Consider the following 24,563-nt stretch of genomic DNA (forward strand, 5'->3'; position numbering starts at 1 on the left):
CCTCCTGAGATTATATATATGTGCCCCCGCCACCGCAAGCGATCACCCCGTTATAGCGGGGGAGGCTGGGGGGACGACAATTTCACTATATTAGGGAATCGCTGATAAAATGAAGTCCGTCAGATTGGCGTAGATTTTTTCGTCCGAACAAGGAGACAAACCGGACGCATAGCAAGGGCTATGTGGAGGATTTGTCGACACAGTGTGGGCAAAAAAGATGCGTCAAGATGGCGTGGCTGAATTTATCAGTGCTTCCTTAGCTTCCCCCGTCGCAACGGGGGAAGTGGCGAGCCTGCGAGCCGATAGGGGCGTTCTTATTTTTCCCGCGCCCGCAACAAAAATGCCTCTACCTGCAGTGCTGGGTTCACGTTCGCCGCGAAGCGACGCGTGAGCCGGCGCGTCGCCTCCATGAGTGCAAAGAGGTCCGCGCGTGTCAGCTTCGCGAGCAGTGCGGTGAGCTCCGTGCGGCGGTCGATATGGTAGAGTTCCGATGCCGCCCCATCCTCATGCAGGACGAGGAGGTCGCGCAGTGCCATCTGTAAAAAACCGATCCACGCCGTGCGCTCCGCATGGGTGTGTGCACCGATGGCCTCCGCGCGTGCCCAAATTTCCTCAACGCTGAGCTCCTTGAGCTGCATGAGGAGTGCGATTGCTTCATCGCGTAGGGCGAGCCCCTCCGCCGCGAGCGCATACGCTCTGCCGAGACTGCCATCTGCAAGTGCGGCGATTGCCGCCGCATTCTCTGCACCGCGTTCCGCGAGGGCTGCCGCGATCTCCGCACGCGGCAGCGCACCGAACGCGATGCGTACGGCACGCGAGCGGATGGTCGGCAGGATGGCATCGTAAGAGCTTGTCACGAGGATAAAGAGCACCTCGCCCGTCGGTTCTTCGATGGTCTTGAGGAGGCGGTTCGCTGCCGTCTCGTTCATCGCATCCGCGCCATCAATGAGGATGATGCGCCGTCGCCCCGCGACGGGCGCCCCCGATGCCGCGATCAGGATGTCGCGCACCGCTTCGGTACGGATCATCGCCGCACTCTTTCCGCGCACCTCGGGCGCAGTCTCGAAGTAGTCGGGGTGTACGCCCGCCGCCATTGTGCGGCAAGCCTCGCAGTGCCCGCAGGGCGCATCTCCGCCCCTCGCGCAGAGTAGTGTCCGCGCGAGCACGCGTGCCGTGCGTCGCTTGCCGATGCCCTCCATCCCGCAAAAGAGCAGGGCGTGGGGCAGGCGCTCCGCCGCCGCAAGCGCCCGCAGACGGCGAATGATCTCCACATGACCGCAGATGTCCGTCCAATCGTGCGGGAACTCCTCCCGCGCCGCATTGTCAGAGAGCGGAGCGGGGGCAGGTACATTTTTCTTTGGACGCGCCATTACATATAGAGGTCGACGAGCAGTCCGCGAATGGCATCGTGGCTCGCGATGATGTCGAGCTGATCCGCCTGTCCGAGACGGATTTTCTCCGCCATCTCCTCGAGTTTGCGGTCGATCTTGCGGACAGAGGTGTAGACCTTCTGCCGTCCGAGGCGATCCCAGCCCGCCTGCGTGCGCAGCTCGTACATCGTCCCGACCGCTTCGCCGATGAAGCTCTGGATGAGCGAGCGGTACGAGCGCAGTTCGTCAAACGTCGGTGACTTCGAGAGACGTGCCCCCTGCTTGTCGATCTGCTCAAGCAGTCGATCCATCGCCTCGCGCGACATGGACGACTCCTGATCCGCAAGCTCCATGCTGAAGTCGGTCGCCGCTCCACGCACGCCCACATCCGTCTCCGCACGCGGCATCGTCATCGATGTGCTGCGGGAAATACTGCTGTCTATTTTCATCGCCATTGCGTCCACCGATCCCTTTTCCTTAATAGAATGGTATAATCCACCGATTGTTATTATAGCTTGAACAAATACTAAAGTCAAAGCTGTTATCTGTGCCGCATGAAAATTGACTTTGCCGCAGTACTTTGTTATGCTTCTCTTTAGAAATACAATACGCGGAAAGGATATGACATTATGACGCTTGAGGGGGACAAACTGACCGCACTGCTGCGGCACGGTTCTTCCATTCACATCATCGAGGAGACACTTGAGGTCGACTACTACGGCACGCTTGAACTCAGCGAGGAGAAGCAGACGACGGGCAAGCCTGCGGGTATACTCGCCGTACGGTTGGACATCCCCATCGAGAAGTTTGTCGACACGCCCGAGGTGGGGCAGATCTTCCAATGCCATCTCACGGGCGCGGGTTGTGTCTATCACTTTGCCGTGCCCTACCGCTCCGCCTCACCGCTGCCGGATACGATCTGGCATCTCGACATCCCCACAAGTGCAGAGCGTATCCAGCTGCGCGACTTCGTTCGTGTGCCCATCCCGATGTCGATCGAGGTGAAGCTGCCGGGCGACCATGGCAGTCTCAAGAACTACCGCGAAGTCGCACTCATCGACATCAGCGGCGGCGGACTGTGCTTCGTCCATGACGAGCCGCTCATCATCGACGCGCCGATCGCCGTGCGCGTGCCCGACCTTCCGCACATCGGAACGCTTGAGACGGAAGGAACGATTCGTCGGGCGACACCGATCGAGACCAATCTCGGCATGACCTATCACATTGGTATCTTCTTCGGCGATGCGCTCTCGAACCGGACGCGCGAACGGCTCGTGCAGAGCATCTACCAGCTGCAGCAAAGCTACCTGCGCAAGGGGCTGAAGGTACCGCAGATCGATCACACAAAACGAAGCTGAGGATATGCGAAAGGGCTGCTGCACATTGTGCAGCAGCCCTTTTCTGCGCAAGCTCACGCCCAGCGCAGCTTCATCAGCTCTGGATAAACCTCCTCGAGCACCTGCAGGCCAACACCGACCATCGCCATGAAGCTGTCCGGCTGGAAGATGCCATCGTGCAGATCGAGCGGCAGGTCGATGTCAACAACGACATCGCGCTCATCATCGACAACGAATTTCACATAGCGGTACTGGCTGTTCCATTCATTGAGTTTTTCATGGAATGCCTTCTCATCCGAGTTCTCATCGAGCCGTACGAGACCAAAGTACTTGATCTTAATGAAATCGTTCGTATCGCCCTTCTCCGTGACGACAACTGCGATACTCACGTCACTGCCGTTGTCGAGCCGCTGGCGCATACGGATGATCTGCTCCTCGCCGTCCTCAGTCACATCCTCGCCGTATTTCATATCCTGCTTGTCAAGCTCCGCCTTGATTGCTTCAAATGCGCTGTTCTTGAGCCCTTCGTCGCTTCCACTGAAGCCATCAAAAAGTCCCATGCAGTCTGTTCCTCCATTCAATTTGCGTATTTCGGAATCCGCGCGGTTCATTCCTCCGAGCCCGGCTTATGCCCGCGCGTGCACAGATCCATCAGCTCGGGATAGACCTTCTCGACTACCTGCATACCGACCCCCATCATCGCCATAACGCTGCTGGGCTGAAACGCCCCCTTGTGCAGGTCAAGCGGAAGATCTATGTCGAGCACAACATCCTGGTCGCGATCAAGACAGAACTTCACATAGCGAAACTCAACATTCCACGTGTTGATCTTTGCCAGGAGCGGCGCACGCTCCTCCGCATTCTCAAGATAGGCTATGTCATAGAGCTTGATCTTGATAAAACCGTCGGCATGATCATATTCACGCACAACAACCACTGCAGTAATGGGCTCGTCGTTTTCGAGCTCGTTCCGCATATAAAAGTATGTTTCCTGGCGGTTTTGATCATTCTCGTTGCTGATCTCATAGTTCCATTCGTTCCGATCCAGCTCCGCCTTTAGTGCGTCACTGATCCCCATGGTGGCTTGTTCACCGCCCTTGAATCCGTCAAAGAGTCCCATTTGTCCCCTCCATATCTGCCCTCGTCCGAGAGCAATATCCCCATTTCATGGCGCCGGAGCAATCAAGCCGATACCGTCAAGCGTATCGATCGCAGCAGTGCCGCATTCGTTTTGAAAATCAAGTGTTGAGACGACGACCTGTCTGATGTACTTCTTTTCGCCGTTCTCGTAGTAACTGCTGATGTCATGAATCACGAGCGGTATGCCCCCCGCATCCCGCCCAAGGTAGAGCATGACATGACCGAGACGAAAGAGGAGTGCGCCCGGCGGCACATCCGCAAGCAGGGCATAACGCTCCGCCGCAGACAATCCGGCAAGAGGCAGGAGCAGACAGGAGCGTTCCTGCATATGCGCATCGCGCGGGAGGCTGATCCCCATCGCACGATAGACGTTCTGAACATAGGACGAACAGTCCATCCCCTCATTCGCTCCACCCCAACCGTACGCAGTGTGAAGTGGCAAAAAGGCGAGACGTATGAGGTTGTTGCGGGTCGCGGGCAGATATCCTGCAGTGAGGCCGCCGTCATCGGGCAGATGATATTCCCGAACAGTGAGATGCCCCCCGACATCCCGCTCAGGAAGGAAAAGATGAAATGTCCCATCCTCCGCCCGCACGCCCGGAATCTTAGCCCCGAGCTGATAAAGAAGCCCCAGCTCCTCGATCCGCAGCTGCGCCGCCGTCACGGTGAAGAACTCCTCGGGAGCGGCGAATCCAAGCCATGACCTCCAGTCCGTGTCCGCGATCGCGCGCTCATCGACCCAGCCGTAGTAGTCCCGCGTCTCGACGAAGGCGAAACGCGCATCCGCCGATCTGTGGAGCACGAGAACCGCTTCCCCCGGATCGAGCACGGTGCCCTGCAGGGCATCGTAACGCACGTCGCTGGGGGATTCGTACCATCCCGCTGCTGTCGGCAGCAGCCGCACATCAGCACGGCGGACGGCGACGGCAGGTTGAACCGTCACACGCGCTCCCACACGCGCAAGGGCACGATTGTCACACACCTGCTGCCACACTGCAGGGGTAAGCGGCTGAGCACCATCATAGAGATCGGGCAGTGCCTCGTCCTCTCCCTGTGCCGCCTGGCGAATCAGCGACCGAACAGAAAATCCCGAACGAGATACAGATGCAGCGGGAAGGTCATGTACGAGTCCTTTCGTGACGAGATCCTGCGTGTGTTCCTCGTTCTCCTCCGTCGTAATGAGGAACACATCGTTGCCCGTACGCGTCCAATAGTCCGCAGTTGCCGCCGCTCCCTCGACGGGCAGCGCTGCGTACGCGGGTATGCAGATCAGCAGAATGGCAGGGAATACACCAAAGGCGCATGTCCATCGCAGAAAGCGGAAAAATCCGTCAGGCACTCTCCTGCTCTCCGCGCAGCTCGCTCAGCCCCCACGCGAAGAAGGCATCCATGCCGACGAAGGCAAAGCTATTGTCCGTCACCGCCTCCCCGAACTCCTCCATCGTGCCGATGGCGAACGAGCCGGCATGGCGTCCCGGCGCACGCTTGGGCAGATCCCCATTTACCCCACGCTCAAAGAATGCCTCCGTATCTGTGTTGACGGATGCGAGTTCCTTGAGGAAGTTACGCGCCATCTTCATCTTGCCGAGACGATAGAACAGCATCGTGAGTGGCAGGTACATCATCGCCACGCCCTCCTCGTAGCGCTGATAGAGTTCGATCGCCGCATCGCCTTCCTCGATCGCCGAATAGATGAACATGAGCTGATAGCGGCGTCCGAGTGCATCGAGCTCAGACAGACGGAGCATCTCCGCGCATTCCTTTGCCGCAAGACGCAGCTTGCGTGCCCCAATGAGTGATTCGAGATAGGACAGGCGCAGGAACATGTAGGGCTTCGTTGCCGGCAGCTGCCAGAACTTGCCGATGTTCTCCTCGGAGAATATACCCTCTGCTTGGAGCCTTGCTGTCGCCTTGCGTGTCAGATCCTCGTAGTGATGGATGCGGTCATCGGCATTCTTGGCGAGATACTCGATCCGCATGCACGCTGCCGTGATGTTGTCCGGCTCCATGCGCAGAATCCGCTTGATGATGCGGTAGCGCTCCTCCCCTGTCTTCTTGCGTGCGCGTGCGATCAGTTCGTCCGCAGTGAGCGTATTCACCTCACGCGGCAGATTCGGATTCTCGCGCAGTCGCTGATTCAGTTCCGAAACGATCTCGGTCATGCGTTCAACGCTGACCTTCCCCCCCTCAGCCTTTACCATGCGATTCAGTTCAAGCTGCATCCATTCCTTATCTGTCATGCGTCGTCCCTTCCTTTGCCGGCAGTTCTGAGGAAATCTGTGATTTCCCCAAGAAATCGCTGATAAAATCGCTGACAAAAAACAGCGCGCCACGATGGCGGTATCGAAGTTATCGGTTCTTCCCGCCTCTATTATACCTTGTTTTTCAAGAAAAAGCTACAAAAAAGAACGGTCACCGCCTTTGCCATGCGGGTGACCGTTCTTTTACGATTCTTTCTTCTTCTTTTTTTCTTTCCGGTCCTTCTTCACGGGCTTTTCATGGGCATTGGCGACCTCATCCGCAGCGACTTCATGCTTCTTCTCCAGAGCCGTACGGTCCGCATCGCTAAGTATACCGCGCGAACGGCGGATCATCTCCTCCTGATGACCGACTGAATAGTTGATGATCGCATCGAAGAACTTCTTTTCGACATCCTTCTCCGAAAGTGCGGCGAGTTTGATCTCCTTCGCATTTTCATCGCGCGAGAGCGCCCCCCATTCGCTGTCCAGATCCTCATGCACGGTGACGTGCACAACGCCCGCGGCGAGGTCGATCATCAGATACTCCGCCGCACCTGAGAGGTCACTGTAGCCGTCAAGCGGCAGCATACGCCAACGCCGCTTGGACACAACATCCTGGATCTGGATCTCATCATAGACGCGGAGTGTCGGAACGACAATCTTTGTAAGGTCAATGTAACCGTGCGCATCCACTGCGTACTGAATGTATTCCTTGTTGAAATAGTAACCCTGCCGTGCGGTTGACTGCACCCATTCGTAGATGTGCTTCGGGATCTCCTCGGCGGCCGCAGCAGGACGTGCGCCCATCAGCAGAACCCCGCAGAGGAGGAGTGCCGCCCCCCATTTTTTTTGCACGCTCATCGCTCCCATCCAATAGTTTTTTTCAATGCCCCTATGCTAGACCAAAAAACTGAATTTTTACTGAAATCTCAAAGTCCCGAATGCAGCTCCCAGTCATCCGCATTGTCGAGGCTGTCCAACTCGTACGGCGTGCCCTGATAGACGTAGTAGTTCAGCCAGTTCGCAAAGAGGAGGTGGGCGACGCTGCGCCAGCGCACAAGAGGCGCACGGCTCGGATCATCCTCGGGGTAGTAGTTGCACGGAATGCCGGGATCGAGTCCCGCCGCAAGGTCGCGGTCGTACTCCGACTTGAGCGTCATCGGATCGTACTCGGCGTGCCCCGTGATGAAGAACTGGCGGCGACGCAGGTTCGCAATGATGTAAACGCCCGCATCCCCCTCGGCAAGGACGGTCAGCTCGGGCACGCGCGCAATATCTGCACGCCGCGTCTCCGTATGCCGCGAGTGGGGCACATAGAACACGTCGTCAAAGCCGCGCAGGAGCGGCTCATGCTGCACGCAGGTACGGTGCTCATAGACGCCGAAGATCTTCTTTTCCGTCCAGTGCTTCGGAATGCCGTAATGGTAGTAAAGCCCCGCCTGCGCACCCCAGCAGATGTGAAACGTGGAGTAGGCGTGCTTGCGGCTCCACTGCATGATCTCGGAGACCTCATCCCAGTAGGCGACGCGCTCAAACGGCAGCTGTTCGATCGGTGCCCCCGTGATGATGAAGCCATCGTACTTCTTGTGCCGCACCTCGGCAAACGTCCCATAGAACTCCGTGAGATAGTCGCGTGACGTGTGCGATGGAATGTAGGACTCCGTGTAGATAAAGTCCGCCTCCACCTGCAAGGGGGTATTCCCGAGGAGGCGCAGGAGCTGCGTCTCCGTCACGTCCTTGATCGGCATAAGGTTCAGAATGAGGATGCGCAGCGGTCGGATGTCCTGCCCATACGCGCGCGCCGCATTCATGACAAAGACGTTTTCACTCTCAAGGACATTAGTCGCAGGCAGATTATTCGGTATCTTAATCGGCATTGTGTTCCATTCCCTTTCCTCTTGACCCCCATAGTGCCCGCATTACTGTGCCTGATAGCGTTTCACCCAAGTGCTGTAACCGTCTGCAAAGGCACGCAGGCGAACGAGACCGCGTGCCTCAGGCGTATCGCGGGCGATCATGCGATACGCACCTTCGTAGCCGTCGTCAAGCGGCTGCCAGCCGTCCATAGGCGACCAGTATTTCCCCGTGACGATGCGTTCGGTGCCTTGCGGCAGATTGACCGCACGCTTGTCGAATTTGATCTCAATTGCCTTGCCCTTTGCGTCACGCACCTCTGTCCACGCCCAGAAGATCAGGTTGTCACGCACGCGGCGCATCGTCGAGGTATCCGCCGTGACCTGCGTCTTGACGCCGGAAGCGGTTTCATCCGACCAGAGGATAATCCACCGATCATCCGCACGCAGCCGGTCCATCTCCCCCTGACGGAACACCGTGTCAACGAGCGCCGCGTAGAACTCCTCGTCGAACTGCTGGGAGTTCATCTCTTTCTCCGTTCCCTCGCCCTTCGACCAGAGGACATTGCCCGCTGCATCGTAGAACGTCTCACTGATGTATTGCAGCGAGCGGTTTTGCGGGGACACGCGCACCTGCGCGACGGAGTATGAGAGCTGGCTTGGGTTTGGAATGACGTGCCCAATCTTGTAGTTGCGGATGGTCTCCTCCGCGCCCTCATAGCTGAACGTAGTCTTGATCCCCCCCACGAGTTCGGACGGGATGCCCTGTCCGCCCGCAGACGAGGCAAGACGCTGCGTCACGCGCACGGACGCAGGATCGTAGAATTTGGAATATTTGTCATTGGAACTCAGCCATGTCCACGCCCTGCCCTCCTCGGCAAAGGTGATGGGGCATAGTACCAGCAGACATAGGAAGGTCAGCAGCAGCCCTGCTCCATATCGTATCCTCGTGCTCATCTCATGCTCTCCTTTATGACAACAGCCCTTGTCTCACGGCATGCTCCCTACACCAGTGCGACGCTCTCTCTCTCGCGTGCACCTGTAAAATGAATCTGCTCCGTAAACCCAAAGGAGCGCGCGTACTGTACTGCCTCCTCGTTGTAGCGCGCACAGTCCTCCGGCTTATGCGCATCCGAGGTGGTAATCAGCGGCAGATCGTACGCCCGCGCCACACGCATAAAGTCCGCATACGGCGAAAACTCCTTCACGGGGTAACGGTAGTACGTCCCCGTGTTAAGGTCGACAATCATGTCCGCCGCCTTCATCGCCTGCGCCACGCGTTCGAGGTACGGTGTAACATCGAAATCAGGGAAGTGACGGTAAAGACGAATGTTAAACGGATGCCCGAGGGCATCGTAAAGCCCCGACGATGCGAGCTTTTCCACCTCCTGCGTGTACCATTCGTAGATGTCCGTGAGGGGGTGGTTGTCCCACTCTGCCACGATCGCCCCCGTGTCATATGCCCATCCGTGCAGAAAGTGCACGGACCCGATCACATAGTCAAAGGGATACGCCTTGAGGATCTTTGCGACCGCCTCCTGATCCTGAAAGTTGCAGACCTCGATGCCCGCGCGTACCTTGTGTTTCTTTTGCAGTTTCTCAATGAATGCAAAGTATTCGTCGAGCGTGTACTTGAACTTATTTGTCTTCAGCCATTTGCGCTGAAAGCTGCCGACAAAACTGTCGTCGAGGATGAGATCGTCGTAATAGAGCTGCTCGAACTCGGGAAAGGTATGTGAGTGCTCGGAAAAGCCGATCTCATAGACACCGCGTCCCTCTGCCGCGCGAACGAAGCCCTCGGCGTAGTTTTCATCGTACGAACCGTATTCGAGGTGCATATGATAGTCAAAGCGCATATTGATTTCCTCAGTCAAACTCGCCCGCAAGAATCTGCTCACAGACGGACATAACGCCGTGTACGCGATTGCTCGGGGCACGGTAACGCGCACGCGCCTTCACCGCAGGAATCGCGTTCTCCATCGCAAAGCTGTACGTCACGGCATCCATGAGTTCGAGATCGTTCTCATAGTCGCCAAACGCAGCGCATTCATCAGGGGTCAACCCCAACTGTTCCTGCACGCGCTGTGCGGCAACCCCCTTGCTCACGCCCTGCGCGTAGACATCGACCCATACCGCGCTCGAGAGTGTCACCTGCATGCGATCTGCATACTGCTGCATCGCGGGCAGAATTGTCCGCTCCGCATTGCCCGTGAGGTCGCAGAACGCCATCTTGATCGGTTCATCGTCCACTGCGGCGAAGTCCTCCACCACTGTTGACTGCGAAATGTATTTCACGAGTTCCGTGCGGAAGTTCGGCACATCGTCTGCCGGATACAAGTACGCCTGCCGCTTCCCGCAGAAAACGGACTGCACGCCGGGCAGCTCCTCGCCCGTACGCATGACCTCAAGTGCCATCGCCAGATCCACGGGGCTCGTGAAGAGCTCCCTGTCACCCTCCATCACCATCGTCCCGTTCTCGGCAAGAAAGAGCATCTCGTCCTTCCACGGCATGAATGTCCGTACAAGTGAGGCATACTGCCGTCCCGAGGCGGGCGCAAATCGAATGCCGCGCTCCTTCAGTCGCGCATACACCACACCGAATTCTGCGGGCAGATCTCCGTTGTCGTCGAGCAGTGTTCCGTCCATATCCGAAAAGATCAGCCGTATCATCCTGTCGCTCCTTCCCATTGTATACAATGGTCTTATTATAACAAAGAATGATTTTCCCCGCAATGAAAAGAAGTACGTAGAATTAGCGCACAATAAAAAGGAGCCCCGATCGGAGCTCCCCAAGTGGTCTATGCAGAGATTAGCCGAGGATAACGAGAGCGTCGCGCACCTTGACCGACTGGCCTGCCGTGACGTTGACCGCCTTGACCGTGCCGTCTGCGGGTGCAGCGATCTCGTTCTGCATCTTCATCGCTTCGAGGATGAGAAGCGTGTCGCCCGCCTTGACTGCCTGTCCGACCGAGACCTTGACCTCGATGATCTTGCCGGGCATCGGAGCGTCCACAGACTGCTCGCCTGCACCCGCTGCTGCAGCCGGTGCTGCAGGAGCTGCGGGAGCCGCAGGTGCCGGTGCAGCTGCAGGTGCGGGTGCAGCCGCACGCGGTGCAGCCGCCGGAGCAGCCGCGCCCGCTGCGCGTACCTCTTCGACCTCAACCTCATAAGCAGTGCCGTTGACCGTGATGTTGAACTTCTTCATGTGTTATTCCTCCAACATTTATATTCCCAAGGGAAGCACGCCGTTTCATTGATGCTTCCCCCGCGACAGACTTCCTGCGTATACAGGGATTCCTCACAGATTGCTGCGGTTGGCGAGCGTCCAAACCTCAGCGGGTTTGATACGCACGGCGACAACCTTCGACCCCATCGCCGACTGAACGGCGGCGGTGATGGCAGCGACGATCTCCGGTGCAACAGTGTTTGCAGCCATGTTGTTCCTCCCTTAGAGCGGAATGTTCCCGTGCTTCTTTGCGGGGTTGTCCTCACGCTTGCTCGAAAGCGCGTTGAGTGCCGTGATGATGTAGGGGCGCGTCTCGCTCGGCGTGATGACCATGTCGATGTAGCCGCGCTCTGCCGCTTTGTACGGGGTTGCGAACTCTTCGATGTACTCTGCCGTACGCGCATCCTTGTCCGGATCCTTGCGGAAGATGATGTTCGCCGCACCCGCAGGTCCCATGACTGCGATCTCGGAGGTCGGCCACGCCATGACCTGATCCGCACCGAGCTCACGGTTGCACATTGCGATGTAGGAACCGCCGTACGCCTTGCGCGTGATGACCGTGACCTTGGGCACCGTCGCCTCGCTGTATGCGTAGAGCATCTTCGCGCCGTGGCGGATGATGCCGCTGTACTCCTGATCAACCCCAGGCAGGAAACCGGGCACGTCGACGAGGTTGACAAGCGGGATGTTGAATGCATCGCAGAAGCGGATGAAGCGCGCCGACTTGTTGGACGCGTCGACATCAAGGCAGCCTGCCATGACGTTCGGCTCGTTCGCGATGATGCCGACCGTACGGCCGTCAAAGCGTGCGAAGCAGCAGATGATGTTCGTCGCGAAATGCTGGTGCACCTCGTAGAACTCGCCGTTGTCGACGAGCGCACGGATGACATCCTTCATGTCGTACGGCGCATTCGGATTATCGGGAATGAGTGTGTTCAGGCTCTCATCCTGACGGTTCGGATCATCGCCCGTCTCGACGCGCGGGGTCTCCTCCATGTTGTTGCTCGGGAGGAAGGAGAGCAGATAGCGGATCTGGTCAATGCAGTCCTCATCGTTCTCCGCCGCGAAATGCGCAACGCCGGAGCGGCTGTTGTGCGTCATCGCACCGCCGAGTGCCTCCGCCGTGACCTCCTCCGCCGTAACGGACTTGATGACGGCAGGGCCCGTGATGAACATCTGGCTCGTGTTCTTCACCATGAAGATGAAGTCCGTAAGTGCAGGGCTGTAAACCGCGCCGCCCGCGCAGGGTCCCATGATGACGGAAATCTGCGGGATGACACCCGAAGACTTCGTGTTGCGGTAGAAGATTCCGCCGTAGCCCGAGAGAGCGTCGACCGCCTCCTGGATACGCGCGCCGCCCGAATCGTTGATGCCGATGCAGGGTGCCCCCATCTTCATCGCGAGGTCCATGACCTTCCAGATCTTGTGTGCGTGCTTCTCTCCGAGCGAGCCACCCTCGACCGTGAAGTCCTGTGCGAATGCATAGACAAGGCGGCCGTTCACCGTGCCGTAGCCCGTTACAACGCCCTCACCCGGCAGTTCCTTCTTGTCCTGCCCGAAGTTGGTGCAGCGATGGCGTACGAACATATCCAGCTCGACAAAGCTGTCCTCATCGAAGAGCAGGTTCAGGCGCTCACGTGCGGTGAGCTTACCCTTGCTGTGCTGCTTCTCGATGCTCTTCGCACCGCCGCCCTGCATAAGATGCTCTTTCTTCTCCAGCATGAGCTCAATTTTTTCCTGGACTGTGGACATCATATCCCTCCTGTATATCTTCCCGCAAAACACCGGAATGAAGTGCCCTGCGGGGAATATGCGTCATGTGCGGTGGCGGCCTCAGCGATCCTCATGCTCACAGATCTCAAGGAGAACGCCCTTCGTCGACTTCGGATGCAGGAACGCAATCTTCGCGCCGCCCGCACCGATGCGCGGCTTCTCGTCGATCATCTTGACGCCCTTTGCCATGAGGTCGGCAATTGCGTTCTCGATATTGTCGACGCGCAGAGCGATGTGCTGGATGCCCTCGCCCTTCTTCTCGATGTATTTCGTGATCGGGCTGTCGTCCGCCGTGCCGATCAGCAGCTCGATCTCGCTCTTGTTCGGGGTCGGGTGGAATGTTGTTGTGACCTTCTGCTCGGCAACCGTCTCCTCAGCCGTGCAGGGGATACCGATCACGTCCGACCAGAAATTCTTCCCCTCTTCGAGATCCTTCACGGCAATGCCGATGTGATCCACTGCCAGAACTTTGAACATAGGTGCTTCCTCCTTGGGAAATTGCTGTCAATTTCCACGTTTTAAGATAACATTTCGGCCATGACATCGCCGACCACAGTATATGGATCGGTCTCATGCGCCTTGATTTTCGCCACATAGTCATCGAGCCTGCCCGTATCGACAATGCGGCGTTCGATGCTCCGCCGGACGCCCGCATGCAGGATGTCCAGCATCTCATCGCGTGTGCGGCGCGTGCGCCGCTCGGTGAGAACACCGTTCCCCTCAATGTGGCTGCGATGTTCCTCAATGGTGTCGACCAGCTCCGCGATCCCGTCGCCGCGATTCGCGACGACCTTGCGGATCGGCGGCCGCCAGTCGGACATGTGATCGTCCAGATCCAGCATCATATTGATCTCACGGACGAGCTTATCCGCGCCGTCAAGATCGGACTTGTTGATGGCGAACACGTCGCCGATCTCAAGGATGCCCGCCTTGATCGCCTGGATGTCATCGCCCATGCCCGGAATCAGTACAACCATCGTTGTGTCCGCCGCCCGCACAATATCCACCTCGGACTGCCCGACACCGACGGTCTCGACAAAGATGATGTCCTTGCCGAACGCATCCATGACCTTCACCGCGTCAGCCGTCTTGTGCGAGAGGCCGCCGAGGCTGCCACGCGTACCCATGCTGCGGATAAAAACGCCCTCGTCGAGCGTCAGGTCGTTCATACGGATGCGGTCGCCCAGAATGGCGCCGCCGGAAAAGGGGCTCGTGGGGTCGACGGCGATGATGCCGACGGTTTTCCCGCGCTTGCGGTATTCCTTGGCAATCTTGTCCGTCATGGTGCTTTTGCCCGCACCCGGAGGGCCGGTAATGCCCAGCACATAGGCATGTCCCGTATGCGGATAGAGCGCCTTCATAATGTCGGTCGCCGTCTCACGCTCATTCTCGATCGCCGTGATGGCTCGCGAGAGTGCGAGGCGGTTTCCTTTCAGCACTTCGGCTGCAATATCCATGCGCCCACCTCCTTCGCGCAGTCAACTCCATACAGGGGAATGGATGACAGACAAAAGATTCTCCTGCCTGTCATCCATCCTTTCAAATGACGTTGTTACGCCACATGTTCCTTAATGAAGTCAACCACTTCGCCGGTCGGTGTGCCGGGCGTGAAGACGGCGGCAACACCCGCGTCTTTGAGTGCGGGGATGTCGCCCTCGGGGATGACCCCGCCGCCGATGACAAGCACATCGTTCATGCCCTTCTCGCGCAGCAGGTTCACAACCTTCGGGAAGAGATGCGGATGCGCACCTGAGAGAATGCTCATCGCAACGACGTTCACGTCCTCCTGCAGAGCTGCCTCGGCAATCTCCTCGGGGGTCTGACGAAGGCCTGTGTAAACGACCTCGAATCCTGCATCGCGCAGGGCGCGGGCGACGACCTTCGCGCCGCGGTCATGACCATCCAGACCCGGCTTTGCAACGAGCACTCTGATTTTCTCTGCCATTTTTATATTCCTCCTGAATGGGGCCGCCGCCACGCGGGCGGCGTGCCCCCACTGCATTCACCAATACAACCGTTGTGTCAAAGCGCCAAGGCTTACAGATTGACGTGCGCCTCGTACTCGCCGAAGACCTCGCGCATGACGCCGCAGATTTCGCCGAGCGTCGCGTAGGTCTTGACCGCCGCGAGGATGTGCGGCATGAGGTTCTCGTTCTCGTCGCCGCACGCCGCCTTGAGGTCGGCAAGAGCCGCCTGAACGGCAGCATTGTCGCGCTTCGCCTTCATCGCCTCGACCTTCGCCTTCTGCTTCTCGCCGACGGATGCATCGACACGGAGCAGATTCTTCGGGGCCTCTTCCTCCACCTGGAACTTGTTGACACCGACGATGACACGGGCACCGGACTCGACGTCCATCTGCCACTTGTAGGCGCTGTCCTGAATCTCCTTCTGGATGTAGCCCTTCTCGATCGCCGCAACTGCGCCGCCGAGATCGTCAATCTTCTTGATGTACTCCCAAGCCTCTGCCTCAATGCGGTTTGTCATCGCCTCGACGTAATAGGAGCCTGCGAGCGGATCAATGACATCGGCGAGCCCGCTCTCGTACGCAACGATCTGCTGCGTGCGAAGTGCGACCATAACCGAGTCCTCCGTCGGAAGCGCAAGTGCTTCGTCGCGGGAGTTCGTGTGGAGCGACTGCGTGCCGCCCATGACAGCAGCTGCTGTCTGGAGCGCAACGCGGACGATGTTGTTGTTCGGCTGCTGTGCGGTCAGCATGGAGCCCGCCGTCTGTGTATGGACGCGAAGCATCATGGACTTGGGCTTTTCCGCCTTGAAGCGTTCCTTCATGACCTTCGCCCAGATGCGACGGGATGCGCGGAACTTCGCCACTTCCTCGAGCACGTTGTTGTGTGCGTTCCAGAAGAAGGAGAGGCGTCCCGCGAAGTCATCGACGCTGAGCCCTGCCTTGATGGCGGCCTCGACGTAGGCAATGCCGTCCGCAATGGTGAATGCAATTTCCTGCGATGCCGTGGAGCCGGCCTCGCGGATGTGGTAACCCGAGATGGAGATGGTGTTCCAGTTCGGGACGTTCTTGGAGCAATATTCAAAAATGTTCGTGATGAGGCGCATGGACGGGCGCGGCGGGAAAATGTATGTGCCGCGTGCCGCATACTCCTTCAGAATGTCGTTCTGGATCGTGCCCTTGAGCTTGTCTGCCGACACGCCCTGCTTCTCCGCCACGGCGATATACATCGCGAGGAGGACGGACGCGGGGGCGTTGATTGTCATGGACGTGGAAACCTTGCCGAGGTCAATCTGGTCAAAGAGGATCTCCATGTCCGCGAGCGAATCGATCGCAACGCCGACCTTGCCGACCTCGCCCTCTGCGATGGTATCCGTGGAGTCATAGCCGATCTGCGTCGGGAGGTCAAATGCACACGAAAGTCCCGTTGCGCCGCTCTCGATGAGGTAACGGTAACGCTTGTTGGACTCCTCCGCTGTGGAGAATCCTGCGTACATACGCATCGTCCAGAAGCGTCCGCGATACATCGTCGGCTGAACACCACGGGTATAGGGATAGACACCGGGGAAGCCGATGTCCTCCGCATAGTCCGTCTCCTTGATGTCGAGCGGGGTGTAGAGCCCCTGCTCGGGGATGTGGGGACGCGCGGGGAATTTCGCTGTTGCCTTTTCTACGGTAGCATTGTACTTGTCAAGCCCCGCCTGGATGTTTTCATTGCTCATGAAAGTGTTCTCCTTTACCTTTTCATTTCTCTTATTTGGGTTATACCCTAAAGGGCTTTTTGCCCTTTTTATCTAAATATGATTATTTCTGCATCGACCCCGTCGCAAGGAAGCGCTGATGGAAGGAAAGCGCCTCATCGAGGAGATGCGGTGTCTGTGCTCCCTTGGTCGCCGCGTATGCACGCTCGTAGTAGTCGAGCAGGAGCGGACGATAGTCGGGATGTGCACAGTTGTTGATGATCTCGTGTGCGCGCTCACGCGGGCTCTTGCCGCGCAGATCGGCGACACCCTGCTCCGTGATGACGATGTCGACATCATGTGCACCGTGGTCGATGTGCGAACAGAACGGAACGATCGAGGAGATCTTGCCGCCCTTTGCCTCGGACTGCGTGTAGAAGATCGTGAGGTAGGCGTTGCGTGCAAAGTCGCCGCTGCCGCCGATGCCGTTCATCATCTTCGTGCCCGTGACGTGCGTGGAGTTGACGTTGCCGTAGATGTCGACCTCGATCGCCGTGTTCATCGCGATGACGCCGAGACGACGCACGACCTCGGGGTTGTTCGAGATCTCCTGCGGGCGGAGCATCATGATCTTCTTGTACTTGTCGATGTCCTTGTAGAAGCGCTGGAGACCTTCGGGGGAGGGCGAGAACGCCGTGCCCGATGCAAACTTCAGCTTGCCCGCATCCGCCAGATCGAACATACCGTCCTGGATGACCTCGGTATAGACCTCAAGATCCGTGAAGTCGGAGCTGACAAAGCCCGCAATGACCGCGTTCGCCACGTTGCCAACGCCCGACTGCAGTGGGAGAAGCCCCTTCGGCATACGTCCCTCGGCGATTTCCTTCTTGAGGAGATCGACCGTGAACTGCCCCATCTTGCGTGCGATGTCGTCAACCGGAGCGAGTGCGCGCGTCTTGTCCGTGATGTCACACGGAACGATGTACTTGATCTTCTCAAGCGGGCACGGCATGAAGGTTGTGCCGATACGGTCGCCCGCCTTTGTGATGGGAATCGGCAGACGGTTCGGCGGGTCCAGAGGGATGTAGATGTCATGCATACCGACGAGTTCCATCGGCTGGCTCGTATTCACCTCGACGATGACCACGTCCGCGCTCTGGATGAAGGACGGTGTGTTGCCGACTGAGGTCGAGGGGATGATGCCCTCCTCGGTGATGGCGACTGCCTCCACAAGAGCAACATCGATCTTGCCGAGGAATCCCTCACGCGACTGCTGCGCAACCTCGGAGAGGTGCATGTCGATGTAGTTCACGAGACCGGAATTGATCGCATTGCGCAGCGGCGTATTCGTCTGATACGGCAGACGCTGCTTGATTCCGCCCGCCTCTGCGAGCGCACCGTCGAGCTCCGGCCCTGTCGAAGCGCCCGTCCAGATGTTCACCTTGAACGGATTCTTCTTCATGCGCTCGGCGATGGCAAGCGTGACCGCCTTCGGATAGCCGGACGGCGTAAAGCCGCTGGCACCGATGGTCATGCCGTCGGCAAAGTACTCTGCCGCCGTCTCTGCACTGACAACCTTGTCCGCTAGGGACTTGGGAATGCGATCGGAAATATCGATCATAGAAAAACCTCCCTTTGATGCTCATCCGACCGATGCACAAAACGCTCTTGCAGCACTTCAGAACTCGTATTTCGTCGTGTTCTACTATTCACGGCAGGAATGTTCTAAATAACTACAAGTTATCGTAGGTGCATAAGTCAATTATATCTTTCCATAGGATAGCACGAAAAAAAAATGCCGTCAAGATTACATTGACGGCATTTTCTGTGATTTGTGAAAAAAAGGGCAAGCAAGCGTCAAATTAATGGATTTTTGTCTGATAGCACATGTGAGTCCGTACTCACATGTGCCAGATAATACGACAAACTACTAAGTCCGACGGACAGATCCTCGCTGACAAACGGGATGTGCGAAGGCACGCGTAAGTTGACCGGTGCAAAATTCCAAATCCCGCGAATGCCCGCCGCGACTAGTCTGTCGGCAACATCCTGTGCCGCTGCTGCGGGGACGGCAATGACGCCGATGCGGATATCACGCTCTGCAATGATCTCCGCAAGGTAGGCAATGTCCTCCACGCGCCGCTCCCCGACACGCGTTCCGATGACAACAGGATTGACATCGAAAATGGCGGCAAGTCGGAAGCCGAGGCGGGTGATTCCCTGATAGTTTGCAAGCGCAGCTCCCAAATGTCCCATCCCAATGATCGCGACGTTCCAATGTTGATCCAATCCCAAAATCGAACCGATGCTCTCCTTGAGCTCCGCAACGTAGTAACCCACGCCCTTTTTTCCGAACTGCCCAAAAAGCGCTAAGTCTTTCCGAATTTGTTCGGGGTTGATGGCAAGGCGGCGGCCGAGCTCCTCCGAGGAGGCAATCTCCACGTCCTCGTCCGCCAGCTGACGCAGACAGCGATAGTAGCGCGGCAGACGGTCAACCGTTGCCTTCGATATCGATAGGTTTTCCTGCATCGTCATTCTTCCTTCATCTCCTCCGCAACTGCATACACCGCCGCAGTCACGGCGGCGAGCATCCAAAGCAGCATAGAGGACGGTATATTAAAGAGCAGATGATCTGTGAGCCCGTTCAGTGCAACAGAGATGAACGCAAGACCGAGCCCGGTCGAGAGCCCCTCGACAAAACGCCGTCTGCGCCAGCGGCCGAGTGCCGCACGCACATCGGCAACCGTGTGCCACTCATGTTCATGCGCAGCGAGCACCGTCTCCCACGGCGGTGTCCTGCGCGGCATACGAAAGGCGAGGACAAGCGTGCCGAAGAAGAACCAGAGAAACGACAGTGCGCCGGGGACACCGATCTCCGCCGCATAGTTCAAGTACATATTGTGTGCGTGGACGATCTGTACAGGGGCACCCTGCAAGTAAAAGTCGTACTCGGGGTAGACCATGAAGTACATCCCCCATCCGATGCCGAGGAAGGGATGATCCATCACCATCGCGACCGTGCTCTCCCAGAATGCGAGCCGCATTTCCGAGGAGGTATCAATGCGCGTAAAGACGGAGAGCAGTCGATCCGCAAGTACGGGATCGGCGAGAAGCGCCCCCGCTCCGACGATGACGATCCCGAGGAGGATGCGCCAATCGCGCAGTGCACCGTAGCCCGCCAGTACGAGGGCAACGACAAGGCACGCACCGCGTGCATAGGTCATGCCGAGGCACGCGAGTGCGGCGACGAGCAGGAGAATTGCAAGGATGCGCCAGCCGCGCTGCAGAACGCCGATCAGTCCGACGGCGACACAGGCGACGATGTCCAGATAGCCCGCGAGGATGTTCGGATTCTCCCACGTCGAGAAAACGCGCTTCGAGAGTTCGGGGAACGCCTCCCCATCCACCCATTTCATCGCCGCAATGTCGATGCCAAAGACGAACTGATAAAAGCCGTAGAGAATAACGAGTGCCGCCGACAGTGCCATCGCAAACACAACGCGCTGCAGCTCACGAGTTTTCCGCAGGGTCTGTCCCGCGAGCAGGTAAGTCAGAGCGTAGATGGGCACGAGATGGTAGAAGTTATAGAAACTGAATGCCTTGTCCGGCGCAACCGCCACGGACAGGAGACCGATGACGACAAAGAGCAGCGCGGGCGCATCGTACGGCAGCCGATGCAGGTGAAAGTTCCGATCGATCCGCAGACGCAGGAGCATCGCCGCGCAGCCGAGGAGCAAAGCAACCATCGCTACAAGCGGTGCGAGAGGGATGAGGAAAGCCTCGGCAATGACAGCGTACATCATGATGCGCGCCATGCGTCCGCCCCAACGGCGACGGCGCAGAACGCGCCGCCGCTCCTGAAAAGAATCCTCTGCCATGCCGTCACCTCCCCGCCGTGAGGAGCGCACGAATGCCGCCCACGAGATAGAGCGATCCCGCGACAACGAGCAGCGCACCGCGTTCCCGTGCGCGCGCCCCCGCCTGTACAAGCCCCTCTGCCGCATCGCTGCAAGCGTGACTCTCAAGCCCCATCCCAAGCGTTACAGCGGCGACCACGTCTGCGCTCGCCGCACGTTCCGAGTTTGGGCGCACAGTGATAACCGTATCTCCCGAGCGCAGGAGTGCGGCGAGCATCGCGTCGATATCCTTGTCCTTCAGGATGCCGAGCAGGAAAACGCGGGGCAGATCGGGAAAATACGCATCCAGTCCCGCACGCAGGGCGCACATCCCCGCAGGATTGTGCGCACCGTCGATGACGACGGGCAGATTCTCCTGCGTGAGGATTTCAAACCGCGCGGGATGGCGCACTGTGCGCAGCCCCGTACGCAGTGCGGCCTCTGTAAAGCGCGCATCCTCACGCTCGAGGAGCGTTGCCGCCATGATGACGAGCGCGGCGTTCTCCGCCTGATACACCCCCGCGAGCGCGAGATCGAACGGCTCCGGCGCACGGCAGAGAGCGGAGTGGAAGGCAACGCGCTGCCCCCCCTCCTGTGGAAAGAGGAGTTCGGCCGAAAAGTCCTCGCCGCAGACAAAGACATCCGCACCGAGTTCCTCCGCACGCCGCTCGATGATCTCCAAGGGCTCTCCCGTCGCTGCCGTGATGACGGGCACGCCCTCCTTGATGATGCCCGCCTTGTGCTCCGCGATGCCCGCGAGCGTTCCGCCGCAGCGGTCGGCGTGATCCATCGCCACATTTGTAATGATCGTGAGCGCAGGTTCGACGACGTTCGTCGAGTCGAGCAGTCCGCCAAGCCCCGTCTCAATCACAGCGATCTCGACCTGCTCCTCAGCAAAGTAGAGAAACGCAAGCGCGGTCAGAGCCTCGAACTGTGTCGGGTGCTCGTGCCCCGCCGCGACCATTTCGTCTGCAGCCGTGCGCACGCGCGTGAGGAGTTCTGCAAACCGCTCCTCGGAAATATCGTGCCCGTCCACGCTCATACGCTCCGTATAGGAGATGAGATGCGGCGAGAGATAGCGCCCTGCACGGACATCCGACGCACGGCAGACGGCATCCATCATCTGCGTGACAGAACCCTTGCCGTTCGTGCCCGCAATGTGAATAGTCGCATAACATCGCTCTGGATTCCCCAAACGTGCACAGAGCTCCTCCATGCGTGCAAGTCCGAGACGAATGCCGAACGTATTCAGTTCATCGAGATAGAGAAGGGCTTCCGCATAGTTCATCGGCACACCTCAGAGCTTCGCCAGATCCGCGAGGCGGCTGCGGATGAGCCCGATCTTCTCCTCATAGCCCGCGAGCTTTTCGCGCTCCGCGGCCACAACCGCCGCAGGAGCCTTCGATGTAAAGCCCGCGTTCGCGAGTTTGCCCGAAAGGCGTGCAATCTCCTTTTCGAGGTTATCGCGCTCCTTCGTCAGACGCGCGGTCTCCTTCTCCACGTCTATGAGCCCCGCGAGCGGCAGATAGACCGCCGCCCCCGCGAGTGCGCCCGTGACGACGTTCTCCGGATCGGGTGCGGCCTCTGCGAGGAAGGTCACCTCGGATGCCGAGGCAAGCGCGTGGAAATAGTCCGTATGCGCCGCAAACACATCGGCAAGTGCCGCATCGCGCACGCGCAGGAGGAGCGCACTCTTCTTGCCCGGGGGCGTGCCGAGCTCCGCACGCAGGTTGCGTGTCACCTTGATGACCTCCATGATCGCGGTCATCGCCGCCTCTGCCTCTGCGTCAATTTCCTTTTCATCGACCTCAGGCCACGGTGCACGCATAATGCTGTGCCCCTCGTGCGGCAGCTTCTGCCAGATTTCCTCGGTAAGGAACGGCATAAAGGGATGCAGGAGGCGCATCGTGCGCTCCAGCACCGTACGCAGGACGTAGAGCGCAGTGTTCTTTGCACGCACATTCTCCTTGTCATAGAGACGTGCTTTCGTCAGCTCGATGTACCAGTCGCAGAACTCGCTCCACAGGAACTCATAGATGGCGCGTCCCGCCTCGCCGAGCTCGTAGTTCTCAAGGTTCGCCGTCACCGCGCGCGCCGTCTCGGCAGAGCGCGTAAGGATCCAACGGTCGGCAAGCGTATAGTCGCTCTCCTCGGGCACAAACGCATCGTCCGCGCCCTCAAGGTTCATCAGCATATAGCGCGATGCATTCCAAATTTTATTTGCAAAATTGCGCGCCGCCTCGACGCGTTCCCAATAGAAGCGCATATCGTTGCCCGGTGTGTTGCCCGTGATGAGCATGAAGCGCAGCGTGTCCGCGCCGTACTTCTCAATGACCTCCACGGGGTCGATGCCGTTGCCGAGCGACTTCGACATCTTGCGCCCCTCGCTGTCGCGTACAAGCCCGTGGATGAACACATCGCGGAACGGCACATCGCCGCCGAACCGCAGCCCCATCATGACCATACGAGCCACCCAGAAGAAGATGATGTCGTAGCCCGTGACGAGCGTCGCTGTCGGATAGAAATGGCGCAGATCCACTGTCTGCTCGGGCCAGCCCATCGTCTCGAACGGCCAGAGCGCGGAGCTGAACCACGTATCGAGCACGTCCTCATCCTGATGGATATGCGTGCTGCCGCAGTGCATACACGCCGTAATGTCCGTACGCGAAACAGAGGTCTCACCGCAGTCCTCACAGTGCCATGCGGGAATGCGATGCCCCCACCAGAGCTGGCGCGAGATGCACCAGTCGCGGATATTCTCAAGCCAGTTTTCATAGATTTTGGTAAAGCGTTCGGGGACGAAGCGGATGCGTCCGTCCTTCACTGCCGCGATGGCGTGCTTCGCCAGATCCTCCATGCGGACAAACCACTGCTTCGAGACGAGCGGCTCGATCGTCGTCTTGCAGCGCGAGCAGTGCCCGACCGAGTGCTCGTGCTTCTCCGTGCGCACGAGTGCGCCGATTTCCGCGAGCTCCTGCACGAGCTTCCTGCGGCATTCGTAACGGTCAAGACCCTTGTACTTTCCTGCGCCCTCGCCCATCGTGCCGTCGGCATTGATGACGACCACCTGTTCAAGATTGTGGCGCAGCCCCATCTCAAAGTCGTTCGGATCGTGCGCCGGCGTCACCTTGACCGCACCCGTACCAAATGCGGGATCGACGTACGCATCCGCAAAGAGGGGAATGCGACGCTCCACCACAGGCAGGATCAACGTCTTGCCCACGAGGTGCTTGTAGCGTTCATCGTCGGGGTGCACCGCGACACCCGTATCGCCGAACATCGTCTCGGGACGCGTCGTTGCAATTTCAACGTAGTCGTCCGTGCCCTCAATCCGATAGCGAAGATGCCAGAGATGCCCCTCCTCCGTCTCATGCTCGACCTCGATGTCGGAGATCGCCGTCGAGCAGCTCGGACACCAATTCGTGATGCGCGTGCCCTGATAGATCAGCCCCTGCTCATAGAGGCTCACGAACACCTCGCGCACCGCACGTGAACAGCCCTCGTCCATCGTGAACCGCTCGCGCTCCCAGTCGCAGGACGCGCCGAGCATGCGCAGCTGATACATGATGCGGTCGCCGTACTGCTGCTTCCAGTCCCAGACGCGCGCGAGGAACTTCTCACGCCCGAGTGCAAAGCGGTTCGTCCCCTCCGCACGCAGACTCTCCTCCACCTTTGCCTGCGTCGCGATGCCCGCATGGTCGCAGCCGGGAATCCAGACAACATTTTTTCCGCGCATCCGCTGATAGCGCACGAGAATGTCCTGCAGCGTTTCGTCGAGTGCGTGCCCCATGTGGAGCTGCCCCGTCACATTCGGCGGCGGGATCACCACACTGTACGGCTCGCGTGATTCATCCGCCGCATCGTGAAAAAGATTGTGTTCTTCCCAATATGCGTACCATTTGCGCTCAAAGCTCTGCGGGTCGTATGTCTTTGGAATATTTGCACCGGATTCCTGGCTCATCAATCTGTTCCTCCCGAAAGAAACGCCCCCGTCCCGAGGGGACGAGGGCGTCCGCACGTCGTCAATGCTATTATTGCAACGATAAGATTAGCATAAATCGACGTATTTTGCAAGAATGACACACA

At 58.6% G+C, this 24,563-nt stretch carries 24 protein-coding genes and 1 pseudogene; 2 read left to right on the top strand and 23 right to left on the bottom strand.

What is annotated here, in order from left to right; genetic code table 11:
* The first annotated feature begins 109 nt into the window (after positions 1-109).
* Positions 110-260 (top strand): annotated as a pseudogene (locus tag HMPREF9334_RS12635) (secretion protein HlyD).
* A gap of 54 nt (positions 261-314) precedes the next feature.
* Here HMPREF9334_RS12635 and holB read toward each other — a convergent pair.
* Entirely contained in the window at positions 315-1,370 is a 1,056-nt protein-coding gene (gene holB, locus HMPREF9334_RS08090; protein WP_006692977.1) for a DNA polymerase III subunit delta', read from the bottom strand.
* The gene (locus tag HMPREF9334_RS08095; RefSeq protein WP_039957465.1) at positions 1,370-1,825 is read right to left on the bottom strand and encodes a YaaR family protein; all 456 of its coding nucleotides are present in this window, start codon (positions 1,823-1,825) and stop codon (positions 1,370-1,372) included. The genes holB and HMPREF9334_RS08095 overlap by 1 nt, the downstream gene beginning before the upstream one ends.
* Positions 1,826-1,999: 174 nt before the next feature.
* On the opposite strand from HMPREF9334_RS08095, the gene HMPREF9334_RS08100 reads away from it, so the two are divergent.
* Positions 2,000-2,728 (top strand): flagellar brake protein, encoded by a 729-nt coding sequence (locus HMPREF9334_RS08100; protein WP_006692979.1) that lies wholly within the window; start codon positions 2,000-2,002, stop codon positions 2,726-2,728.
* A 53-nt stretch (positions 2,729-2,781) separates the two neighbouring features.
* On the opposite strand, the gene HMPREF9334_RS08105 is transcribed toward HMPREF9334_RS08100, so the two are convergent.
* The 21 genes from HMPREF9334_RS08105 to HMPREF9334_RS08205 form a co-directional block, all read right to left on the bottom strand.
* Positions 2,782-3,267 (bottom strand): YbjN domain-containing protein, encoded by a 486-nt coding sequence (locus tag HMPREF9334_RS08105; RefSeq protein ID WP_006692980.1) that lies wholly within the window; start codon positions 3,265-3,267, stop codon positions 2,782-2,784.
* Positions 3,268-3,314: 47 nt separating this feature from the next.
* Positions 3,315-3,827, bottom strand: coding sequence for a YbjN domain-containing protein (locus HMPREF9334_RS08110; protein WP_006692981.1), 513 nt, complete (start codon positions 3,825-3,827; stop codon positions 3,315-3,317).
* Between the two features lie 45 nt (positions 3,828-3,872).
* Positions 3,873-5,186 carry an SH3 domain-containing protein gene (locus tag HMPREF9334_RS08115; RefSeq protein WP_006692982.1) on the bottom strand — a complete coding sequence of 438 codons (1,314 nt, stop codon included), beginning with the start codon at positions 5,184-5,186 and terminating at the stop codon, positions 3,873-3,875.
* The gene (locus tag HMPREF9334_RS08120; protein ID WP_006692983.1) at positions 5,179-6,087 is read right to left on the bottom strand and encodes a hypothetical protein; all 909 of its coding nucleotides are present in this window, start codon (positions 6,085-6,087) and stop codon (positions 5,179-5,181) included. Before HMPREF9334_RS08120 ends, HMPREF9334_RS08115 begins: the two co-directional genes overlap by 8 nt.
* A gap of 204 nt (positions 6,088-6,291) precedes the next feature.
* A complete protein-coding gene (locus HMPREF9334_RS08125; protein ID WP_039957466.1) occupies positions 6,292-6,942 on the bottom strand; it encodes a hypothetical protein in 651 nt (216 codons plus the stop codon).
* Positions 6,943-7,016: 74 nt separating this feature from the next.
* Positions 7,017-7,964 (bottom strand): homoserine O-acetyltransferase MetA, encoded by a 948-nt coding sequence (gene metA, locus HMPREF9334_RS08130; RefSeq protein WP_006692985.1) that lies wholly within the window; start codon positions 7,962-7,964, stop codon positions 7,017-7,019.
* A 42-nt stretch (positions 7,965-8,006) separates the two neighbouring features.
* The gene (locus tag HMPREF9334_RS08135) at positions 8,007-8,897 is read right to left on the bottom strand and encodes a hypothetical protein (RefSeq protein WP_006692986.1); all 891 of its coding nucleotides are present in this window, start codon (positions 8,895-8,897) and stop codon (positions 8,007-8,009) included.
* Between the two features lie 47 nt (positions 8,898-8,944).
* Positions 8,945-9,796, bottom strand: coding sequence for a histidinol-phosphatase (locus tag HMPREF9334_RS08140; RefSeq protein WP_006692987.1), 852 nt, complete (start codon positions 9,794-9,796; stop codon positions 8,945-8,947).
* A gap of 10 nt (positions 9,797-9,806) precedes the next feature.
* Positions 9,807-10,610: an HAD family hydrolase gene (locus tag HMPREF9334_RS08145; protein WP_006692988.1), complete on the bottom strand. Its 804-nt coding sequence runs from the start codon at positions 10,608-10,610 to the stop codon at positions 9,807-9,809.
* A 139-nt stretch (positions 10,611-10,749) separates the two neighbouring features.
* A complete protein-coding gene (locus HMPREF9334_RS08150) occupies positions 10,750-11,145 on the bottom strand; it encodes a biotin/lipoyl-containing protein (RefSeq protein WP_006692989.1) in 396 nt (131 codons plus the stop codon).
* Positions 11,146-11,238: 93 nt separating this feature from the next.
* Positions 11,239-11,376: a hypothetical protein gene (locus tag HMPREF9334_RS12330; protein WP_006692990.1), complete on the bottom strand. Its 138-nt coding sequence runs from the start codon at positions 11,374-11,376 to the stop codon at positions 11,239-11,241.
* A 12-nt stretch (positions 11,377-11,388) separates the two neighbouring features.
* Entirely contained in the window at positions 11,389-12,918 is a 1,530-nt protein-coding gene (gene mmdA, locus HMPREF9334_RS08160) for a methylmalonyl-CoA decarboxylase subunit alpha (RefSeq protein WP_006692991.1), read from the bottom strand.
* An 81-nt stretch (positions 12,919-12,999) separates the two neighbouring features.
* The gene (mce, locus tag HMPREF9334_RS08165; RefSeq protein ID WP_006692992.1) at positions 13,000-13,416 is read right to left on the bottom strand and encodes a methylmalonyl-CoA epimerase; all 417 of its coding nucleotides are present in this window, start codon (positions 13,414-13,416) and stop codon (positions 13,000-13,002) included.
* A gap of 41 nt (positions 13,417-13,457) precedes the next feature.
* Positions 13,458-14,396, bottom strand: a complete 939-nt coding sequence (gene meaB, locus HMPREF9334_RS08170) for a methylmalonyl Co-A mutase-associated GTPase MeaB (protein WP_006692993.1) — start codon at positions 14,394-14,396, stop codon at positions 13,458-13,460.
* Between the two features lie 95 nt (positions 14,397-14,491).
* Positions 14,492-14,884, bottom strand: coding sequence for a cobalamin B12-binding domain-containing protein (locus HMPREF9334_RS08175; protein WP_006692994.1), 393 nt, complete (start codon positions 14,882-14,884; stop codon positions 14,492-14,494).
* 92 nt (positions 14,885-14,976) lie between these two features.
* The gene (locus HMPREF9334_RS08180) at positions 14,977-16,623 is read right to left on the bottom strand and encodes an acyl-CoA mutase large subunit family protein (protein ID WP_006692995.1); all 1,647 of its coding nucleotides are present in this window, start codon (positions 16,621-16,623) and stop codon (positions 14,977-14,979) included.
* Between the two features lie 82 nt (positions 16,624-16,705).
* On the bottom strand, positions 16,706-18,202 hold the full coding sequence (scpC, locus tag HMPREF9334_RS08185) for a succinyl-CoA:acetate CoA-transferase ScpC (protein WP_006692996.1): 1,497 nt from the start codon (positions 18,200-18,202) through the stop codon (positions 16,706-16,708).
* 236 nt (positions 18,203-18,438) lie between these two features.
* Positions 18,439-19,110, bottom strand: coding sequence for a redox-sensing transcriptional repressor Rex (locus tag HMPREF9334_RS08190; protein WP_006692997.1), 672 nt, complete (start codon positions 19,108-19,110; stop codon positions 18,439-18,441).
* 2 nt (positions 19,111-19,112) lie between these two features.
* Entirely contained in the window at positions 19,113-20,459 is a 1,347-nt protein-coding gene (locus HMPREF9334_RS08195) for an O-antigen ligase family protein (RefSeq protein WP_006692998.1), read from the bottom strand.
* A gap of 4 nt (positions 20,460-20,463) precedes the next feature.
* The gene (locus HMPREF9334_RS08200) at positions 20,464-21,765 is read right to left on the bottom strand and encodes a bifunctional folylpolyglutamate synthase/dihydrofolate synthase (RefSeq protein WP_006692999.1); all 1,302 of its coding nucleotides are present in this window, start codon (positions 21,763-21,765) and stop codon (positions 20,464-20,466) included.
* Positions 21,766-21,774: 9 nt separating this feature from the next.
* Positions 21,775-24,438: a valine--tRNA ligase gene (locus HMPREF9334_RS08205; RefSeq protein WP_006693000.1), complete on the bottom strand. Its 2,664-nt coding sequence runs from the start codon at positions 24,436-24,438 to the stop codon at positions 21,775-21,777.
* Positions 24,439-24,563: the final 125 nt, after the last annotated feature.

This window comes from Centipeda infelix ATCC 43532 (assembly GCF_000234095.1).
GTDB lineage: Bacteria > Bacillota > Negativicutes > Selenomonadales > Selenomonadaceae > Centipeda > Centipeda infelix.

Excerpts from the sequence above, each read along its gene's own strand:
- holB (WP_006692977.1), bottom strand. The coding sequence starts at position 1,370 with ATGGCGCGTCCAAAGAAAAATGTACCTGCCCCCGCTCCGCTCTCTGAC.
- HMPREF9334_RS08095 (WP_039957465.1), bottom strand. The coding sequence starts at position 1,825 with ATGGCGATGAAAATAGACAGCAGTATTTCCCGCAGCACATCGATGACG.
- HMPREF9334_RS08100 (WP_006692979.1), top strand. The coding sequence starts at position 2,000 with ATGACGCTTGAGGGGGACAAACTGACCGCACTGCTGCGGCACGGTTCT.
- HMPREF9334_RS08105 (WP_006692980.1), bottom strand. The coding sequence starts at position 3,267 with ATGGGACTTTTTGATGGCTTCAGTGGAAGCGACGAAGGGCTCAAGAAC.
- HMPREF9334_RS08110 (WP_006692981.1), bottom strand. The coding sequence starts at position 3,827 with ATGGGACTCTTTGACGGATTCAAGGGCGGTGAACAAGCCACCATGGGG.
- HMPREF9334_RS08120 (WP_006692983.1), bottom strand. The coding sequence starts at position 6,087 with ATGACAGATAAGGAATGGATGCAGCTTGAACTGAATCGCATGGTAAAG.
- metA (WP_006692985.1), bottom strand. The coding sequence starts at position 7,964 with ATGCCGATTAAGATACCGAATAATCTGCCTGCGACTAATGTCCTTGAG.
- HMPREF9334_RS08135 (WP_006692986.1), bottom strand. The coding sequence starts at position 8,897 with ATGAGCACGAGGATACGATATGGAGCAGGGCTGCTGCTGACCTTCCTA.
- HMPREF9334_RS08140 (WP_006692987.1), bottom strand. The coding sequence starts at position 9,796 with ATGCGCTTTGACTATCATATGCACCTCGAATACGGTTCGTACGATGAA.
- HMPREF9334_RS08145 (WP_006692988.1), bottom strand. The coding sequence starts at position 10,610 with ATGATACGGCTGATCTTTTCGGATATGGACGGAACACTGCTCGACGAC.
- HMPREF9334_RS08150 (WP_006692989.1), bottom strand. The coding sequence starts at position 11,145 with ATGAAGAAGTTCAACATCACGGTCAACGGCACTGCTTATGAGGTTGAG.
- HMPREF9334_RS12330 (WP_006692990.1), bottom strand. The coding sequence starts at position 11,376 with ATGGCTGCAAACACTGTTGCACCGGAGATCGTCGCTGCCATCACCGCC.
- mmdA (WP_006692991.1), bottom strand. The coding sequence starts at position 12,918 with ATGTCCACAGTCCAGGAAAAAATTGAGCTCATGCTGGAGAAGAAAGAG.
- mce (WP_006692992.1), bottom strand. The coding sequence starts at position 13,416 with ATGTTCAAAGTTCTGGCAGTGGATCACATCGGCATTGCCGTGAAGGAT.
- meaB (WP_006692993.1), bottom strand. The coding sequence starts at position 14,396 with ATGGATATTGCAGCCGAAGTGCTGAAAGGAAACCGCCTCGCACTCTCG.
- HMPREF9334_RS08175 (WP_006692994.1), bottom strand. The coding sequence starts at position 14,884 with ATGGCAGAGAAAATCAGAGTGCTCGTTGCAAAGCCGGGTCTGGATGGT.
- HMPREF9334_RS08180 (WP_006692995.1), bottom strand. The coding sequence starts at position 16,623 with ATGAGCAATGAAAACATCCAGGCGGGGCTTGACAAGTACAATGCTACC.
- scpC (WP_006692996.1), bottom strand. The coding sequence starts at position 18,202 with ATGATCGATATTTCCGATCGCATTCCCAAGTCCCTAGCGGACAAGGTT.
- HMPREF9334_RS08190 (WP_006692997.1), bottom strand. The coding sequence starts at position 19,110 with ATGCAGGAAAACCTATCGATATCGAAGGCAACGGTTGACCGTCTGCCG.
- HMPREF9334_RS08195 (WP_006692998.1), bottom strand. The coding sequence starts at position 20,459 with ATGGCAGAGGATTCTTTTCAGGAGCGGCGGCGCGTTCTGCGCCGTCGC.
- HMPREF9334_RS08200 (WP_006692999.1), bottom strand. The coding sequence starts at position 21,765 with ATGAACTATGCGGAAGCCCTTCTCTATCTCGATGAACTGAATACGTTC.
- HMPREF9334_RS08205 (WP_006693000.1), bottom strand. The coding sequence starts at position 24,438 with ATGAGCCAGGAATCCGGTGCAAATATTCCAAAGACATACGACCCGCAG.